17 protein-coding genes are annotated in these 17,495 nt (G+C 68.9%); 9 read left to right on the top strand and 8 right to left on the bottom strand.

Features of this window, described 5'->3' with window-relative positions; genetic code table 11:
- The first annotated feature begins 83 nt into the window (after positions 1–83).
- Positions 84–935, top strand: a complete 852-nt coding sequence (locus tag MBA17_RS26125) for an SDR family NAD(P)-dependent oxidoreductase (protein ID WP_238499221.1) — start codon at positions 84–86, stop codon at positions 933–935.
- 151 nt (positions 936–1,086) lie between these two features.
- On the opposite strand, the gene MBA17_RS26120 is transcribed toward MBA17_RS26125, so the two are convergent.
- A complete protein-coding gene (locus tag MBA17_RS26120) occupies positions 1,087–1,734 on the bottom strand; it encodes a TetR/AcrR family transcriptional regulator (protein WP_238499220.1) in 648 nt (215 codons plus the stop codon).
- Between the two features lie 42 nt (positions 1,735–1,776).
- On the opposite strand from MBA17_RS26120, the gene MBA17_RS26115 reads away from it, so the two are divergent.
- Both MBA17_RS26115 and MBA17_RS26110 read left to right on the top strand, forming a co-directional pair.
- A complete protein-coding gene (locus MBA17_RS26115) occupies positions 1,777–3,000 on the top strand; it encodes an amidohydrolase family protein (RefSeq protein WP_238499219.1) in 1,224 nt (407 codons plus the stop codon).
- Positions 2,975–3,688, top strand: a complete 714-nt coding sequence (locus MBA17_RS26110; protein WP_455432852.1) for a YqeB family protein — start codon at positions 2,975–2,977, stop codon at positions 3,686–3,688. The genes MBA17_RS26115 and MBA17_RS26110 overlap by 26 nt, the downstream gene beginning before the upstream one ends.
- A gap of 420 nt (positions 3,689–4,108) precedes the next feature.
- On the opposite strand, the gene MBA17_RS26105 is transcribed toward MBA17_RS26110, so the two are convergent.
- The 7 genes from MBA17_RS26105 to MBA17_RS26075 all read right to left on the bottom strand — a co-directional run bounded on the left by MBA17_RS26105 (position 4,109) and on the right by MBA17_RS26075 (position 11,977).
- Positions 4,109–4,873: a succinate dehydrogenase/fumarate reductase iron-sulfur subunit gene (locus tag MBA17_RS26105; RefSeq protein ID WP_238499217.1), complete on the bottom strand. Its 765-nt coding sequence runs from the start codon at positions 4,871–4,873 to the stop codon at positions 4,109–4,111.
- Positions 4,870–6,768 (bottom strand): fumarate reductase/succinate dehydrogenase flavoprotein subunit, encoded by a 1,899-nt coding sequence (locus MBA17_RS26100; protein WP_238499216.1) that lies wholly within the window; start codon positions 6,766–6,768, stop codon positions 4,870–4,872. Before MBA17_RS26100 ends, MBA17_RS26105 begins: the two co-directional genes overlap by 4 nt.
- A gap of 13 nt (positions 6,769–6,781) precedes the next feature.
- Positions 6,782–7,585 (bottom strand): hypothetical protein, encoded by an 804-nt coding sequence (locus MBA17_RS26095; protein ID WP_238499215.1) that lies wholly within the window; start codon positions 7,583–7,585, stop codon positions 6,782–6,784.
- Between the two features lie 194 nt (positions 7,586–7,779).
- Complete coding sequence (locus MBA17_RS26090; protein ID WP_238499214.1) at positions 7,780–8,229, bottom strand: response regulator; 450 nt, start codon at positions 8,227–8,229, stop codon at positions 7,780–7,782.
- Positions 8,222–9,820, bottom strand: coding sequence for a sensor histidine kinase (locus MBA17_RS26085; protein ID WP_238499213.1), 1,599 nt, complete (start codon positions 9,818–9,820; stop codon positions 8,222–8,224). Before MBA17_RS26085 ends, MBA17_RS26090 begins: the two co-directional genes overlap by 8 nt.
- Positions 9,817–10,989 carry a PP2C family protein-serine/threonine phosphatase gene (locus MBA17_RS26080; RefSeq protein WP_238499212.1) on the bottom strand — a complete coding sequence of 391 codons (1,173 nt, stop codon included), beginning with the start codon at positions 10,987–10,989 and terminating at the stop codon, positions 9,817–9,819. Before MBA17_RS26080 ends, MBA17_RS26085 begins: the two co-directional genes overlap by 4 nt.
- A 52-nt stretch (positions 10,990–11,041) precedes the next feature.
- Entirely contained in the window at positions 11,042–11,977 is a 936-nt protein-coding gene (locus MBA17_RS26075; protein ID WP_238499211.1) for a LysR family transcriptional regulator, read from the bottom strand.
- A gap of 187 nt (positions 11,978–12,164) precedes the next feature.
- On the opposite strand from MBA17_RS26075, the gene MBA17_RS26070 reads away from it, so the two are divergent.
- From MBA17_RS26070 to MBA17_RS26045, 6 genes are all read left to right on the top strand, one after another.
- Positions 12,165–12,932, top strand: a complete 768-nt coding sequence (locus MBA17_RS26070) for a succinate dehydrogenase cytochrome b subunit (protein WP_455432851.1) — start codon at positions 12,165–12,167, stop codon at positions 12,930–12,932.
- Positions 12,929–14,854 carry a fumarate reductase/succinate dehydrogenase flavoprotein subunit gene (locus MBA17_RS26065; protein ID WP_238499210.1) on the top strand — a complete coding sequence of 642 codons (1,926 nt, stop codon included), beginning with the start codon at positions 12,929–12,931 and terminating at the stop codon, positions 14,852–14,854. The genes MBA17_RS26070 and MBA17_RS26065 overlap by 4 nt, the downstream gene beginning before the upstream one ends.
- Before the next feature lie 75 nt (positions 14,855–14,929).
- Positions 14,930–15,661, top strand: a complete 732-nt coding sequence (locus MBA17_RS26060; RefSeq protein ID WP_238499209.1) for a succinate dehydrogenase/fumarate reductase iron-sulfur subunit — start codon at positions 14,930–14,932, stop codon at positions 15,659–15,661.
- 208 nt (positions 15,662–15,869) lie between these two features.
- Positions 15,870–16,067, top strand: coding sequence for a hypothetical protein (locus tag MBA17_RS26055; RefSeq protein WP_238499208.1), 198 nt, complete (start codon positions 15,870–15,872; stop codon positions 16,065–16,067).
- Positions 16,068–16,172: 105 nt separating this feature from the next.
- Entirely contained in the window at positions 16,173–17,324 is a 1,152-nt protein-coding gene (locus MBA17_RS26050; RefSeq protein ID WP_238499207.1) for an AAA family ATPase, read from the top strand.
- On the top strand, positions 17,321–17,467 hold the full coding sequence (locus MBA17_RS26045; protein ID WP_238499206.1) for a hypothetical protein: 147 nt from the start codon (positions 17,321–17,323) through the stop codon (positions 17,465–17,467). Before MBA17_RS26050 ends, MBA17_RS26045 begins: the two co-directional genes overlap by 4 nt.
- The last annotated feature ends 28 nt before the right edge of the window (positions 17,468–17,495 follow it).

The following is a 17,495-nucleotide window of genomic DNA, read 5'->3' as shown; positions in this document are numbered from 1 at the left end:
ACAAACTCCACGAGTGATCGCCTTGGCCCCGTCACGGGGTGACCATCGCGCGAACGCCACCGCAGAAAGAATGGAAAGACATCATGAGCAAGGTCTGGTTCGTCACCGGTTCGTCCCGCGGCCTCGGCCGCAACTTCGTCAAGGCCGCCCTGTCGCGCGGTGACAAGGTGGCCGCGACCGCCCGGACCACCGAAAGCCTTGACGAGTTGGTCGCCACCTATGGCGAGGCGGTGCTTCCGCTGGAGCTGGACGTGACCGACAAGGCCGCCGTCTTCGAGGGCGTGAAGCGGGCCAAGGAGCACTTCGGCCGTCTCGACGTCATCGTGAACAACGCCGGCTATGCCCAGATGGGCGCGATCGAGGAGCTGACCGAGCAGCACCTGCGCGACCAGCTGGAGACCAACCTGTTCGGCGCGGTGTGGGTGATCCAGGCCGCGCTGCCCTACCTGCGTGAGCAGGGCGCAGGGCACATCATCCAGCTGTCCTCGGCTGCCGGACTCCTGGCGATGCCGCTCGGCGGCGCGTACCATATCTCCAAATGGGCCCTGGAAGCCCTGAATGAATCCCTCGCCCAGGAGGTCGCCGACTTCGGCATCAGGGTGACCGTGGTCGAGCCCGGCGGCTTCGCCACCAGGTCCGGAAAGAACCCGGATCCACTCGCCAACGGCCACATGGCCGAGGCCAACCCGCTCTACGACGGCCTCCGCCGGCGCCTCGCCGGGTTCGCGGGAAAGCAGCCCGCCGGCGACCCGGCCGCCGCGGCCGAGGCACTCCTCAAGATCGTCGACTCCGACAACCCGCCCCTGCGGGTGCTCTTCGGCCAGGGCTTCTACCCGATGCTCCAGCAGGTCTACGCCGACCGGCTCAAGACCTGGGCCGACTGGCAGGACCTTTCAGCGGAGGCTCACGGCAACCTCGATCAAGAAGCTCGGTAACTCTCCGCCAGGGCCGCCCGCTTCGACATCACCAGGGTTTCCCCCGTCTGATCTTCTCGCGCGCCGTGATCGTTCTCAGCGATGACGGCTGTCCGCCGGTTCCTCAGCCCCGTGTCTGTCGCGCAGTCGGTGCGCGCCGCACGCCCCGGTCTCAGGCGTCGTCCTCGGTGCGGACTGCGGTGACCGCACCGCCGGTCGCCGCGGTCACGAAGAGGTCGGCCAGTTCGCGCGTGTAATCCTCGCCCGCGTCGGCGGGCCGCAAACTCAGTTCCTTCGGTACGGCCTGCATCGCGGCGAGCAGTGCGCCGGCGAAGACGTGCGGATCGAAGGCGCGGAACTCGCCTTCGCGTTGCCCTTCCGCCAGGAATGCCACCAGCTCGGCCCGGCCCTCCTCGCCCCGTTCGGCGATCTCGCGGCGGATGGCCGGGGAGGTGGCGGCCATGATGATCTCGCTGCGGGCGGCCATGTCGTCGGGGTGATGCACGCAGTGCAGGGTGTGGCCGGTGAGGATGCGGCGCAACGCGTCCGGGTAGCTGCTCACCGGCTCGGGGCCGCCTTCCATCGCGGTGTCGAGCCGAGAGCCGATCCGGTCGAGCACCGCCCTGATGAGGGCGTCCTTGGTCTTGAAGTGGTAGGTGATCAGGCCGGGGCTGATCGACGCGCGCTTGGCGATGCGCACGAACGACGCCCCCGCGAAGCCTTCCGCCGCGATGGCCGTGATCGCGGCGGCCACGATCTGCTCCCGGCGGGCCGCCTCGATGAACGATCCGCCACCGCCACCGTCGTTCCCTAGTTGCATGTACAGAATTCTATATGGTCAAATAGTCGCGTGTTCAGGCCTATGGCGTTGACCAGTGTGACGGCGCTCGCCGGTGACGCCCTCTCGCCGTGTGAGAACGCGACCGTCCTCATCGAGGATGGTCAGATCGTGGCGCTCGGCCCGAATGTGGTGATCCCGCCCACCGCCAGGGTCGTCGACCTGCCCGGCCGTACGGTGCTGCCCGGACTGATCGACTCCCACGTCCACCTCGGACCGCCGGAGTCGACCAGGGGAGTCCGGCCGGGCGTCCTGACCCGGGGCAAGGCGGTCATCGACTGGATGCGCTACCAGCCGGGTAAGCGGCGCGCGTTCCTGAGCCACGGTGTGACCACGGTGTGCAGCCTGGGCGACGACAACCGATGGGTTCACGACTTCCGCCGCAAGGCCGCGGCGGCCGAATTGGCGGGACCGCGCCTGCTCATCGCCGGACCGATCTTCACCTCCCCCGGCGGGCACCCGGTGGTCACGGTCGGCGCCAAGCTCGACGCGGACTGGGTACGCGTCCCGCGCAGCCCGGACGAGGCTCGTGATCAGGTGGCGGAACTCGCCTCCGGCGTTGATCCCGTCGACGTCATCAAGGTCGTCCACGACCGCGGCGATCCCCGGCGCAGGTCCCTCGAACCCCTCGACGAGGCGATCCTGAACGCGATCATCGACCAGGCCCACCGCCACGGCACGAAGGTCGCCGCCCACTGGGGCACGCTGGACGATCTGGAAGAACTCCTCGCCTGCGGCGTGGACACGCTCCATCACCTCGAACCCCGCGGACCCCTGGAGGGCTGGCCGCCGCGCCTGCTCGACGTCATGGTGCGCGGTGGCGTCGCCCTCGCGCCGACGCTGGCCGTCACCCATGTCGTGCTCGACGGCGAAACCGCGGCTCTGCTGCGCCGGCGGGCCGCCGAGTTCCACGAGGCCGGCGGCACACTCATCGCGGCCAGCGACGCGGGCATGCCCTCGGTGCACGCCGGCAGCGGCCTGATCCGCGACATCGAGCTGCTCGCCGAAGCCGGCCTCACCGCACGCGATGCCATCGCCGCCGCCACGACGGCCGCCGCCCGAACCATGGGCGTCTCTCACACCGGCGTGCTCGCGCCCGGGCGCGCCGCGGATCTCCTCGTCGTGGACGGTGACCCGCTCGCCCACGTGGACGCGCTGCGCGCCGTGACGATGGTCCTGCGTGATGGTCGCGTAGTCGTTGATCGAACCCAGAAAAGGCAGAATGCGCATGACCTACAGCGGAACTGATGGCCGTCCGTCGGTCGTACGGCACGGCGCTTCGATGCATGTCTTCTTGTGGACGGCCTTCCCCCTTCTCGGAGCGGCGGTCGGCTGGCTGCTGACCCGGCTTCCCGGCTGGATCACGAGCATTCCCGCGATCCCGCCGATGGAGAAGATCGAGTTCCTCGCTCGCCTCCTGGACAGCCCTGTGGCGATGGCGGTCGTCATCGCGGTCGGAGTCATCGCCGGCGGGTTCATCACCCTGCTGGCCTATGACGACGTCGTCACCGTCGAGATCGGCCCCGCCACCGTGACCATCACCCGGTCAAGCAAGGCCAAGACGTTCGCCCGCGAGCTGATTCACACCGTCTATGTGGAGGGCAAGCACCTCGTCCTGCTCGGCGCGCGAACCGAGGAACTGGCCCGCGAGAAGACCGACCATGCCCCCGGCAGGCTCCGCGCGGCCTTCCACGAGCAGGGCTACCCCTGGCTCGACCACGATCCGCACCAGGACGATTTCCTGCGGTGGGTCGACGGGATGCCCGGACTCGACGACCACGCCCAGGCTTTCCTGCGCGCCCGCCAGACCGCGCTCAAGGCCGGGGACTCCGCCGACGTCGCCGAGCTTCGCACCGAACTCGCCAAGCTCGGCATAGTCGTACGGGACGTCGAATCCCGTCAGTACTGGCGTTCGGCGATCAAGCCCGCTGAGTGAGCCCGGGAACGGCGCCGACCGTACCGGGCGAGACAGACATCTTCTCCCGCGGCCCGTCAGCAGCTTCGCACGGACAACGCGACCCCCTGACGAGGGACGCGCAGCAGCGGACGGCATCGATGCGCCCCGGGCGGGGCGAAGAATTCATGCGGGCGCGCGGTGCGGGTTTACAGCGAAGGACATGGCCGGCGTTGGCGTCGTGGCGGCGCGGGGCTGCGCGCTGGAGTGGCGTGGGTCCACGGACGCCTGCCCACGGCGGCGCGTGGCGCCGGGGTGGCTTGCCGTACAGGATCGAGCAGGTCGGGCCCGTACAGGATCGAGCAGGTCGGGCCCGTACAGGATCGAGCAGGTCGGGCCCGTACAGGATCGAGCAGGTCGTGCCCGATCCTGTACGGCGGGGCGTACGGCTTGCGGGGGTGGTCAGGTGGTCTTGGAGTCCGAGCGCTTGAAGATCTTGTTGCCCAGCCAGACCAGCGGGTCGTAGCGGCGGTCGACGACGCGTTCCTTCATCGGGATCAGCGCGTTGTCAGTGATCTTGATGTGTTCCGGGCAGACCTCGGTGCAGCACTTGGTGATGTTGCAGTAGCCGAGGCCGTGGTCGTCCTGGGCGGAGTCCTGGCGATCGGCCACGTCGTACGGGTGCATGTCGAGCTCGGCGATCCGCATGAGGAAGCGCGGGCCGGCGAAGGCGGGCTTGTTCTCCTCGTGGTCACGGATCACGTGGCAGACGTTGTTGCACATGAAGCATTCGATGCACTTGCGGAACTCCTGGGACCGCTCGACGTCGATCTGCTTCATGCGGTACTCGCCGGGTTTCACGTCGGCGGGCGGGGTGAAGGACGGGATCTCCCTGGCCTTCTCGTAGTTGTAGGACACGTCGCAGACCAGGTCCTTGATCACCGGGAAGGTGCGCATCGGGGTCACGGTGATGACCTCGTCCTCGGTGAAGGTGGACATCCGGGTCATACAGCCCAGGCGTGGCCTGCCGTTGATCTCCACGGAGCAGGAGCCGCACTTGCCCGCCTTGCAGTTCCACCGCACGGCCAGGTCGGGGGCCTGGGTGGCCTGGAGCCTGTGGATGATGTCGAGGACGACCTCGCCCTCGTTCACCTCGACGGTGAAGTCCTCCAGCTTGCCCTCGCCGCCCTCGCCCCGCCAGACGCGGAACTTCGCCTTGTAGGTCATCGTGACTCCTCGACCGCTTTGTCGTACTCGGTCAGCTCTTCCTCGGTGAGGTACTTGCTCAGCTCCGTGCGCTCGAACAGCGAGATGAGGTCGCCGCGCATGGACGGCTGGGCCTTCTCTTCGACCGTCACGGCCGAGCCGTCCGGGGACGCGCCGCAGACCAGCAGCTTGCGCCGCCACGCGGGTGACATGGCGGGATAGTCGTCGCGGGTGTGACCGCCGCGGCTCTCCTGCCTGGTCAGCGCGGCGCGGGCGACGCACTCGCTGACGAGCAGCATGTTACGCAGGTCGAGGGACAGGTGCCAGCCGGGGTTGTAGATCCGGCTGCCCGCCGCGCCGACGCCCGCCGCCCGCTCCTTGAGCTTCTGCACGGCCTCCAGGGCCTCGGTGATCTCGTCGGCCTTGCGGATGATGCCGACCAGCTCGTTCATCGTCCGCTGCAGCTCGTGGTGGACCTCGTAGGGGTTCTCACCGGCCCGCTGGAGCGGGGCGAGCGCCTCCGCCTTGGCCTCGGCCACGGACTCCGCGGAGGCGGTGGGACGCCGGTCGAGCGAGTCGATGTACCCGGCCGCGCCGGCTCCCGCGCGCCGGCCGAAGACGAGCAGGTCGGACAGGGAGTTGCCGCCGAGACGGTTGGACCCGTGCATGCCGCCGGACACCTCGCCGGCCGCGAACAGACCGGGCACGGAGGCCGCGCCGGTGTCGGCCTCGACCTCGACGCCGCCCATGATGTAGTGGCAGGTCGGGCCGACCTGCATCGGCTCGGCGGTGATGTCGACGTCGGCCAGTTCCTTGAACTGGTGGTGCATCGAGGGCAGCCGCCTGCGGATCTCCTCGGCGGGGAGCCGGGTGGAGACGTCGAGGAAGACGCCGCCCTGGGGCGAGCCCCGGCCGGCCTTCACCTCGGAGTTGATCGCCCTGGCCACCTCGTCACGAGGGAGCAACTCGGGCGGGCGGCGGTTGTTGGCCTGGTCGGTGTACCAGCGGTCGCCCTCCTCCTCGGTGGTGGCGTACTGGTGCTTGAACACCTCGGGGATGTAGTCGAACATGAACCGCTTGCCCTCGGCGTTCCGCAGCACGCCGCCGTCGCCACGGACCGACTCGGTGACCAGGATGCCGCGCACCGAGGGCGGCCAGACCATCCCGGTGGGGTGGAACTGGATGAACTCCATGTTGATCAGCTTCGCCCCGGCCAGCAGCGCCAGGGCGTGGCCGTCGCCGGTGTACTCCCAGGAGTTGGAGGTCACGACGTAGGACTTGCCGATGCCGCCGGTGGCGAGCACCACCGCGGGCGTGTCGAAGGCGAGCAGCTGGCCGGTCTCGCGACGGTAGCCGAAGGCGCCGGCGATGGCGTCGCCGTCCTTGAGCAGCCGGGTGATCGTGCACTCGGCGAAGACCTTGATGTACGCCTCGTAGTCGCCGTGGACCGCGAAGTCCTCCTGCTGGAGGGCGACGACGCGCTGCTGGAGGGTGCGGATCATCTCCAGGCCGGTACGGTCGCCGACGTGGGCCAGCCGGGGGTACTCGTGGCCGCCGAAGTTACGCTGGCTGATCTTGCCGTCCTTGGTGCGGTCGAACAGCGCACCCCAGGCTTCCAGCTCCCAGACCCGGTCGGGGGCCTCCTGGGCGTGCAGCTCGGCCATCCGCCAGTTGTTGAGGAACTTGCCGCCGCGCATGGTGTCGCGGAAGTGGACCTTCCAGCTGTCGCCCGGGTTCACGTTGCCCATGGCCGCGGCGGCTCCGCCCTCGGCCATGACCGTGTGCGCCTTGCCGAACAGCGACTTGCAGACGATGGCGGTCTTCTTGCCCTGCTGGCGTGCCTCGATGGCCGCCCTGAGCCCTGCCCCGCCGGCGCCGATGACGACGACGTCGTACTGGTGACGTTCGATTTCCATGATCAGGGCTTCCTTAGAAGAACGTGATGTCAGTGATGACGCCCTTGGCCACCATGCGGACGTAGAAGTCGGCGATCATGATGGAGTACATCGAGACCCAGGCCAGCAGCATGTGCTTGGCGTTGAGCTTGGAGATGAACCCCCACATCCGGTACCTCAGCGGGTGCCGGGAGAAGTGGTTGAGGCGTCCCGCCGTGATGTGCCTGCAGGAGTGGCACGAGAGCGTGTAGGCGACGATCAGCACCGCGTTGATCACCAGGAGCAGCGTGCCGAGGCCCATGTGACCCCATTCGCCCTCGCTGTTGCGGAAGCCGAGGATCGCGTCGTAGCTCAGGATGGCCCCGAGCAGGACGGCGCCGTAGAAGAAGTAGCGGTGCACGTTCTGCATGATCAGCGGCAGGCGCGTCTCACCGGTGTACTTCTTGTGGGGCTCGCCCACGCCGCACGCGGGCGGCGACAGCCAGAACGACCGGTAGTAGGACTTCCGGTAGTAGTAGCAGGTCAGCCTGAAGCCGCCGGGCAGGCCGAGGATCAGGATGCCCGGTGGGAGCGTGAACCAGTCGCCGAAGGGTGCGAAACCGAACAGCCGCGCGCCTTCGGGACACGACGTCGCGAGACAGGGGGCGGAGAAGGGCGCGAGGTACGGCTCCACGAAGTAGCTTGTATCAAAGATCGCCCAAACTCCGTAGACGAGGAATGAGGCAAGCGCCGCAAAGGTAAGGGCCGGGGACAGCCACCATCGATCCGTGCGCAAGGTGCGGACCTTGAGCTGCGCACGTTGTCTCCTGGTCGGGCTCTCGGCCGTTGTCTGGGTCATCGGGGACCTCTCCACCTCCCGCGGACCCGCTTGCCTGGGGTCCGGGTTCGTTCGCTCGTGCGCGCCGGCTCGTGGTCGCGCCGATCACACGGACATGCGTATTGGTGGCAGATACGTTACGACTACCGCATCCACTCATGTGAGGCGGGTCACTCACTTTTTCGCTGACCAGGTGTGATTCCTGTCACGTGTGGTCAGTATTGGTCTCCCGAGCTGGGGAGTTTGACCACTGTCACGAAGAATTCATCGATTTGCCGGACTACCCGGATGAACTGGTTGAAATCTACCGGCTTAGATACATATGCGTTGGCGTGCAGATGGTAGCTGCGCAGGATGTCCTCCTCCGCCTCGGAGGTGGTGAGCACGACCACCGGGATGCTGCGCAGCGTCACGTCGGCCTTGACGTCGGCCAGCACCTCGCGGCCGTCCTTGCGCGGCAGATTGAGGTCGAGCAGGATCAGGTCGGGCCGCGGGGCGTCGTGGTAGCCGTCCTCACGGCGCAGGAACGCCATCGCCTGCTCGCCGTCGTTGACGACGTTCAGCCGGTTGCTGACCTTGTTGAGCTCGAACGCCTCCCGCGTCAGGAGCACGTCGCCCGGGTCGTCCTCGACCAGGAGCACCTCGATCGGGCGCATGTCAGCCATCCGTCTCTCCTGAAGCCGGCAGGGTCCACCGGAACGTAGTGCCCGGTTTGTCCAACTTTGGATCGTTGTCTACCCAGATTGTGCCACCGTGATACTCGACGATCTTCCTGCACAGGGCCAGCCCGATCCCGGTCCCCGGATACACGTCCCGCGGGTGCAGCCGCTGGAAGATCAGGAAGATCCGGTCGGTGTACTTCGCCTCCACGCCGATCCCGTTGTCGGTGCAGTGGAACTCCCACATGTCCCCGACCTGGCGGGCCCCGATCTCGATGACCGGCGGCTCGGCGGCCCGGAACTTCACCGCGTTGCCGATGAGGTTCTGGAAGAGCTGGGTGAGCAGCAACGGGTTGCCGTACACCTGCGGCAGGTCGTGGTGCTCGACGGTGGCCTCCGCGTCCTCCAGCGTCGCCGTCAGATTCCGCAGGGCGGCCCGTACGGCGTCGCCGGAGTCGGTCAGCCTGCGCTCGCCGCCCACCCGGCCGACCCGGGAGAAGTCGAGCAGATCGTTGATCAGCAACTGCATGCGCTTGGCGCCGTCGACCGCGAACGCGATGTACTGCTTGGCCCGGTCGTCGAGCTGGTCGCCGTAGCGCTGCTCCAGCATCTGGGTGAAGCTGGCCACCTTGCGCAGCGGCTCCTGCAGGTCATGGCTGGCCACGTAGGCGAACTGCTCCAGCTCGCCGTTGGAGCGGCGCAGCTCGGCGGTCTGGTCCTCCAGCCTGTTGCGCGCGTCGGTGGCGCTCTGCCACTCGCTGAGCATCCGCCCGCGCATCGCGTCGACGTGGCTGGACAGCTCGGCCAGCTCGGCGGGCCGCTCGACCTGGAGCCGGTGGTCGAAGTCGCCGGCCGCCACCGCCCGGACCTGGCCGGCCAGCTCGGCGACCGGGCGCAGCACGATGTATCTGACGATGAAGGCGAGGATGACCAGGGTGAGGAGCATCGCCGCGACCAGGCCGGCCAGGGCGAGATAGAAGGCGTTCGCGCCCTCCCTGGCCGCATCCGCGCCGACCTGGTGCAGCCGTTCGAGCTGCCGTTGGATGTCGGCGAGCGAATCGCGCACCTCGCCGAAGCGGCGCTGGTTCACCGACACGCGCTCACGGGTCAGCGCGTCGGCGCCCTTGGCGGGCACGTCCGCCAGGATCGGATCCGCGTACTCGCGGCGCCACGCCCCCGCGGCGGTCTGCAGCACGTCGAGCTTGACCTGGAGCGAACTCACGCCGGTCAGCCTGCGGAGCAGGCCCGACAGCTGCGACAGGGCCGCCCGCTCGCCGTTGATCGCGTCGCGGTAGCCGGTCAGATATCCGTCGTCCTGCGTCAGGGCGTAGCTGCGGACCGCGCCCTCCTGGGCGCTGAGCGCGGTCGCCACCTCGGCCGCCTTCAGAGCGGCCGGGTCGATCACCTCGATCACGGTGTCGCGGGCGGTGTGCGCATCGCCCAGCGTGGTCGCGGTCCAGGCCAGGCCGGCCAGCAGCAGCACCGCGATGATCGCCCCGGTGACGGTGAACCATCGGCCGAGCGACAGCCTGCCGAACCCCTCCGGAGGCTCGGGCGAGGGCAGCGGCCGGAGCCCGAACTCCCTGCGTGCGCTCATCGCGCCGCCCGCCGGATCAGGACGGCCGCCAGATCGTCGCTGACGGGGCCCTGGTTCAGCTCCGTGACGGCCCGGACGAGCCGGTCGAGGTCGATGTCGCCGTGCTCGCGCACCAGGTTCAGCAACCCCTCGGTGCCGAGCAGCTGGGGGCCGTCGCCCACGGTCGCCTCGATCAGGCCGTCGGTGTAGAGCAGCAGGGCCCACGCCTCGTCGAGGGGGACTTCGATGGCGGTCCAGTCGGCGTCGGGAAAGATGCCCAGCGGCGGGCCGGAGGGCGCGCCCTGGACGATCTCGGTGCCGTCCGCCTGCATGATCAGCGGTGCCGGGTGCCCCACCACGTGCATGGTCACGCGGCTGAGATCCGGGGCGATGGCGGCGGTGCAGAGGGTGGTGAAGATCTCGGGTGACTTGCGCTCGTGGCGCAGCACCGCGTCCAGGACGTGGAGCAGGTCGTTGCCCTCGTGCCCGGCGAGCACCAGCGTGCGCCAGGCGATCCGCAGTGCCACGCCCAGCGCGGCCTCGTCGGGGCCGTGACCGCAGACGTCGCCGATGACGACGTGGATCGAGCCGTCGGCGCTCTGGACCGTGTCGAAGAAGTCGCCGGCGAGCAGCGCGCTCTCCCTGCCGGGCAGGTAACAGGTGTGGTGCTCCAGGGCGTCGGTGCGCAACAGCGGCACGGGCAGCAGCCCACGCTCCAGCCGGGCGTTCTCCTTGGCGAGCAACTCGGCTTCCATGAGGCGGCGCTGGGTGAGGTCGGCGCGCTTGCGCTCCAGGGAGTAGCGGATGGCCCGGCCGAGCAGCCGGGCGTCGACATTCTGCTTGACCAGGTAGTCCTGCGCGCCTGCGGCCACGGCGGCGATCCCCACGTGGGCGTCGTCGAGCCCGGTGAGCACCAGCACGGCGGAGTGCGGCGCCATCGTCAGCACCTGTTCGAGCGCCTCCAGCCCGGTCGCGTCGGGCAGCGAGAGATCGACTATCACGCAGTGCACCTCGGGCGACAGCTTGGATCTGCTCTCCTCCAGGCTTCGCACCCACGTGATCTTCGGTGGATCCTCGGCCTCGCCGAGTAACTCCTCGACCAGGAAGGCGTCACCGGGATCGTCCTCGATGAGCACCAGCGTGAGCGTCTCCGGCAGAGCTGCCGGAGTGCCGGGGGACAGGGCGGTCACGGCCACCTCGGGAGGGCGCGTAGGAGGGATGTCTGCACGAGTCAGCCGAAGATTATCCGGATTGGCCAGCCAGTTCGACACCTTGGGGGAGGCTTCCCTCGTGGGCCGCCTCGGCCAGGAAGAAGAGCAGGGTGGCGCGGAAGGCGTGCGCGGCCCGCGTGGGCTCGACGTCCTTACGGTGTGCGAGCGCGATGGTACGGCGCAGCCCCGGCGGAGCCAGTGGCGTACCCGTCAGTCCTGGCCGGCCGTCGAGCACCATCGAGGGCACGACCGCGACGCCCAGCCCCGCCTCCACGAAGCGCAGCACGGCGTCCATCTCACCGCCCTCCACCGCGAAACGCGGCTCGAACCCCGCCTGGCGGCACGCCGCGAGCGTCGCCTCCCGCAGGTCGTAGCCGCGCCGGAACATCACCATCGGCCGCCCGCGCAACTCCTCGATCCGGAGGTACGGCTTGCGGGCCGGAGCGTTCGAGGGGGACACCACCACCAGGCTCTCGTTGAGGATCTCCTCGGTGACCAGGGAGGGATCGCTGCTGTGCAGCGGCAGGATGATCAAGGCCAGGTCGAGTTGCCCGCGAGCCAGGTCCCTGACCAGGTCGCGCGAGCCGCCCTCCTCCACCAGCAGCTCCACCCCGGGATAGTCCCTGTGGTACCTCGCCAGGGCGTCGGCCAGCAGCCCGGCGCAGAGCGACGGCGTCGCGCCCAGCCGTACCCGGCCCCGGCGCAGGCCCGCCAGCTCGCCGACCTCCCTGCGCGCGGTGTCCGCGTCGGCGAGCATCCGCCGTGCCAGCGGCAGCAGCGCCTCACCGGCGGCGGTCAGCGTGACGTTCCCGCGCGCCCTGCTGAGCAACGGCGCGCCCAGCTCGGTCTCCAGCGCCTTGATCTGCTTGCTCAGCGACGGCTGGGCGACGCGCATCCGCTCAGCCGCCTGGGTGAAGTGCCGGGCCTCGGCGACGGCCACGAAGTAGGCGAGCTGCTGCAACTGCACATCTCGATAGCCTACGGCTATCACTTTTCTCGTCCCACGGCACCCTGGGCATGTGAGATTGGTCGCATCGGCCGGTCGCGGAAGCGCCGGATGCCCATGCTGGGGCAGAGGTCATAGCTCTGGTCTATGGAAACCAGGCTCGTGATGACTTGGACGGCGGGCGGGCGGCGTTCGTACCGTCGGTGACGTGACTGCGACGATTGAACGGGGATCGGCGACCGAACCGGTCAGGCCCGCGGCGGGGGAGACCCCAGCGAAGAGTGCAACGCCCGGAAAGGCCGGCGGGTTCCTGCGATCCTCGAACGGCAGGAAGGCCGTCATGGCGGTCACGGGCGCCGTCCTGGTGCTCTACCTGGTCGCGCACGTCGTGGGCAACCTGAAGATCTTCTACGGCGCCGAGGCGTTCAACGACTACGCGCACTGGCTGCGGCACGTGGGCGAGCCCGCCGTGCCCGCCCGTACGGTGCTCACGCTGGTGGAGGTCGTGCTCGCGGTGAGCGTGATCCTGCACATGTGGTCGGCGGTCACGCTGACCAGGCGGGCGTCGAAGGCGCGGCCGGTGAAGTACGCGGCCAGGCGGAAGACGCAGGCGTCCGGTTACGCCGTGCACACCATGCGGTACGGCGGGGTCGTGATCCTGCTGTTCATCATCTGGCACCTCCTCGACCTGACCTTCGCGACCGTGAACCCCGCCGGGCCCGCGGGCCTGCCGTACGACCGGCTGGTGCAGGGGTTCGCGCCGGAGCGGTGGCCGGTCACGCTGTTCTACGTGGTCGCGCTGGTGATGCTCGGGCTGCATCTGCGGCATGGCGTGTGGAGCGCGTTCCAGACGCTCGGGCTGGCGAACGGGCGCAGCTACCGGCCCCTCAAGATCGTCGCAGTGGGGCTGTCGCTGGTGCTGGTGCTCGGGTTCCTCTCGGTGCCCGTGGCGATCGCGATCGGAGTGATCAAGTGAACTTCACCGTCGGCGAACCGCTCATCGACACCAAGGCGCCCGAGGGACCGATCGAGGACCGCTGGGACAAGCGTCGATTCGCGGCCAAGCTGGTCAACCCGGCCAACAAGCGCAAGCTCAACGTCATCGTGATCGGCACCGGCCTGGCGGGCGGCTCGGCTGCGGCGACGCTCGGCGAACTGGGCTACAACGTCACGTCCTTCTGCTACCAGGACACGCCGCGGCGCGCGCACTCCATCGCCGCACAGGGCGGCATCAACGCCGCGAAGAACTACCGGGGCGACGGCGACAGCGTCCACCGGCTCTTCTACGACACGGTCAAGGGCGGCGACTTCCGCGCCCGCGAGTCGAACGTCTACCGGCTCGCCCAGGTCAGCGCGAACATCATCGACCAGGCGGTGGCACAGGGCGTGCCGTTCGCCCGGGAGTACGGCGGGCTGCTCGACACCCGTTCCTTCGGCGGCGCCCAGGTCTCCCGGACCTTCTACGCGCGCGGTCAGACGGGCCAGCAACTCCTCCTCGGGGCCTACCAGGCGCTGGAGCGGCAGATCGCGGCCGGCACGGTGGCCATGCACACCCGGCACGAGATGCTCGACCTGATCGTGGCGGACGGACGGGCGCGCGGCGTGATCGTCCGTGACATGGTCACGGGGGAGATCGAGCGGCATCTGGCCGACGCGGTGGTGCTCGCCTCCGGTGGCTACGGGAACGTGTTCTTCCTGTCCACGAACGCCAAGGGGTGCAACACCACGGCGATCTGGCGGGCGCACCGGCGCGGCGCGATGTTCGCCAACCCGTGCTACACCCAGATCCACCCGACGTGCATCCCGGTCAGCGGGGAGTACCAGTCGAAGCTGACGCTGATGTCGGAGTCGTTGCGCAACGACGGGCGGGTGTGGGTGCCGCTGCGCAAGGGCGACGACCGCCCGGCCGGCGACATCCCAGACGATGAGCGCGATTACTACCTTGAGCGGATTTATCCGGCTTTCGGGAACCTTGTGCCTCGGGACATCGCCTCCCGCGCCGCCAAGAACGTCTGCGACGAGGGCCGCGGCGTCGGCCCCGGCGGGCTGGGCGTCTATCTCGACTTCCGCGACGCCATCGGCCGCCTCGGGCGCGACGCCGTGGAGCAGAAGTACGGCAACCTCTTCGAGATGTACGAGCGCATCACCGGCGAGGACCCCTACAGCCAGCCGATGCGCATCTACCCGGCGGTCCACTACACGATGGGCGGCCTGTGGGTCGACTATGACCTGCAGTCCACGATCCCCGGCCTGTTCGTGATCGGCGAGGCCAACTTCTCCGACCACGGCGCCAACCGCCTCGGCGCCTCCGCGCTGATGCAGGGCCTGGCCGACGGCTACTTCGTGCTGCCCACCACGATCGGCGACTACCTGGCCGACGGACCCTACGGCGAGGTGGACGAGGGAGCCGTGGCGGAGGCCGAGATCGCGGTCCGCGGCCGGATCGCGCGGCTGCTGTCCGTCAACGGCACCCGGACCGCCGACTCCTACCACCGCGAGCTGGGCAAGCTCATGTGGGACTACTGCGGGATGGAGCGCACCGAGGAGTCGCTGCGCAAGGCCCTGGAGCGGATCCCCGAGCTGCGCGCCGAGTTCTGGCAGAACGTGAAGGTCTCCGGTGAGGCCGACGAGCTCAACCAGGCGCTCGAACGGGCCGGCCGGGTGGCCGACTTCTTCGACCTGGCCGAGCTGATGTGCCTGGACGCGCTGCACCGCACCGAGTCCTGCGGCGGCCACTTCCGCGCCGAGTCGCAGGACGCGGACGGCGAGGCGCTGCGTGACGACGAGAACTTCGCCTACGTCGCGGCCTGGCAGTTCCAGCCGGAGGGCGGTCCGGTGCTGCACAAGGAGAAGCTCGACTACGACTACGTCAAGATGAGCCAGCGGAGCTACAAGTGAGCGAACCCCGACGCAGTGAGCTGAGTGGAGACCGCCGGACTCTCCGCGGTGCGAATGAGGAGCGGTGAGCGAACGATGAACCTGACACTGAAGGTGTGGCGCCAGAAGACCCCCGACGACAAGGGGCGGATGGTGAAATATCTGGTCCAAGATGTCTCGCCGGACATGTCGTTCCTGGAGATGCTCGACGTCCTCAACGAGCGGCTGATCCTCGAAGGCGACGACCCGATCGCCTTCGACCACGACTGCCGCGAGGGCATCTGCGGCATGTGCGGCATGGTCATCAACGGCGTGGCGCACGGCGAGCAGCGAGCCACCACCACCTGCCAGCTCCACATGCGTCACTTCGAGGACGGCGCCACCGTCACCATCGAGCCCTGGCGTGCCGCCCCCTTCCCCGTGGTCAAGGACCTGGTGGTGGACCGGTCGGCGTTCGACCGGATCATCCAGGCCGGCGGCTTCGTCTCGGTCCCCGCCGGCTCCGCTCCCGACGCGCACGCCGTACCCGTCAAGAAGGACGACGCGGACGCCGCCTTCGACGCCGCCACCTGCATCGGCTGCGGCGCCTGCGTCGCGGCCTGCCCCAACGGCTCCGCCTCCCTCTTCACCGCCGCCAAGATCACCCACCTGGGCCTGCTTCCCCAGGGCCAGCCCGAACGCGACTCCCGCGCCAAGGCCATGGTCGACCAGATGGACCTCGAAGGCTTCGGCGGCTGCACCAACACCGGCGAGTGCACCGCCGTCTGCCCCAAGGGCATCCCGCTCGACACCATCGCCCAGATGAACCGCGACTACCTCAAGGCCTGACCCGCCCACCACGCATCCCCGCACGACCACCTCGCACGGCCCCATGGGCGAGCGCGCCCCGGAGGGCCGCTGCGGGGGGCGCGTGCGGGGTTCGTGTTCGTACGGCTGTCGCCCAGTGGGCAGAACCCACCGCCGTGGGCCGCGCCCCCCGGGGCCGCACGCTCCTCGGGCGCGCACCACACGCGCCGTAACGGCGACCCTTGACGTCATGCCGCCCGTACCGCTGTCGAGGACCTTCGGCCCCTCCGGCGCGTCGAAGCAACGACGCTACGGTGCCGAGTTCCGCCGACTGGCCGAGTTCTCCGACTTGCTGCACCGCGCCGCGGCGCTCGGCGATGATGTCGTACGGCTTGCGCACGACGGTTTGACGACCGGACTGTTCGACCCCCTTCCGGAAGGCGAGTGACGTGGAAACCACCCACAGGCAGTTGGCGGGCCTCCTCTGGAAGCAGGCCCTGATCACGGCGGTGGTTACCGGGCAGATCGATGTGACGACGGCGCGGAGGGCGTGATGGGGCAGGCGGTGCCGTTCGTGCGGCGGGCGCGGGTGACCAACTACAGGAGCATCGCCTCTTGCGAGGTCACCTTCGCTCCGCTGTCGGTCCTGCTGGGGCCCAACGGGGCGGGGAAGAGCAACTTCGTCGATGCCTTGAACTTCGTCCAGGACGCGCTCTCGTCGACGCCTGCGGACGCCGTGGCCAAGCGGGGTGGCTTGGACGAGGTGCTCAGGCGGGTGCCGGAGGCTGTTGACGAGTTCGGTATCGAGGTGGAATTCACGGCCCAGCGAGACGGTGAACCGACGCTGGTCGAGTACGGCTTCACGATCGGACGGGACGGCACGGGACGTCTGCCGCTGGTCGTCAAAAGAGAGCACTTTCACCTCGGTGGAGATGAACCCGGGTCGGCTGGGTTCGACGTGGAGACCGGGTTGGTCGTCGGCGGCGGAGGGATAGAGCGGGATCGGCTCTATCTGCCGCTGGCCGCGACACAAGGGGAGTTCAGCGGAGCGTGGCGCGGTTTGACGGCCATGCTCTTCCATCATCTGGACACGGACCGGATGCGGCAGATCGAGCCCAACCAACGAGCCGAGCGGCTCGGCTACGCGGGAGAGCGCCTGGGCTCGGTGCTGGGCATGCTGGCAAGTGACCATCCCTCGTACAAGGCGCGGCTCGACGACTACCTCAAAGCGATCGTCCCGGATGCGCTGGGTGTGGACCAGCGTGTGATCGATGCCTACTCGACGGTTGAGCTGCGCACCCGAGAAGCAGGACGGCCGTTCGGGCCGGAGGCCATTTCGGAGGGGACACTCCACGCGGCGGGTGTGCTGGCGGCGCTGTTCCAACCAGCGACGCTGGACAACGGGGCGACGCTGCTCGCGATCGAGGAGCCGGAGACCGCCCTGCACCCCGCGGCTGCTGGAGCGCTGTTCGACGCGCTGACCGAGGCGAGCGAACGCGTCCAGGTCGTGGTCACCACGCAGAGCGCCGACCTGCTCGATCGGGACGAGTTCGACCCGGATTCCGTGCGGGTGGTGACGATGACCGGCGGGGTCACGGTGATCGGTGGCATCGACGAGGTCAGTCGTCGCCTGGTGAAGGACAAGCGGACCACGCTCGGCGAGTTGATGCGCAGCGGACAACTCCGGCCGGAGGCGGGCGAATGACCAGCCCGATCACCATCGCCTCCATCGTGGAGGGAGACGGCGAGGTGTCGGCGCTTCCCGTGCTGCTGCGCCGGATCACCACAGAGCTACAGGTGTGGAACGTGCGAATTCCCCCGCCTCGCCGTGTCCCACGCACCAACTGATCGCATGTGGAGGGGTTGAGAGCGCCAT

The sequence above is a fragment of the Dolomitihabitans soli genome (assembly GCF_022213955.1).
In the GTDB taxonomy this organism is placed as follows: Bacteria; Actinomycetota; Actinomycetes; order Streptosporangiales; family Streptosporangiaceae; genus Streptosporangium_A; species Streptosporangium_A soli.
The sequence above is the reverse complement of the archived record's forward strand: the minus strand, read 5'-3'. Positions and strand labels throughout refer to the sequence as shown.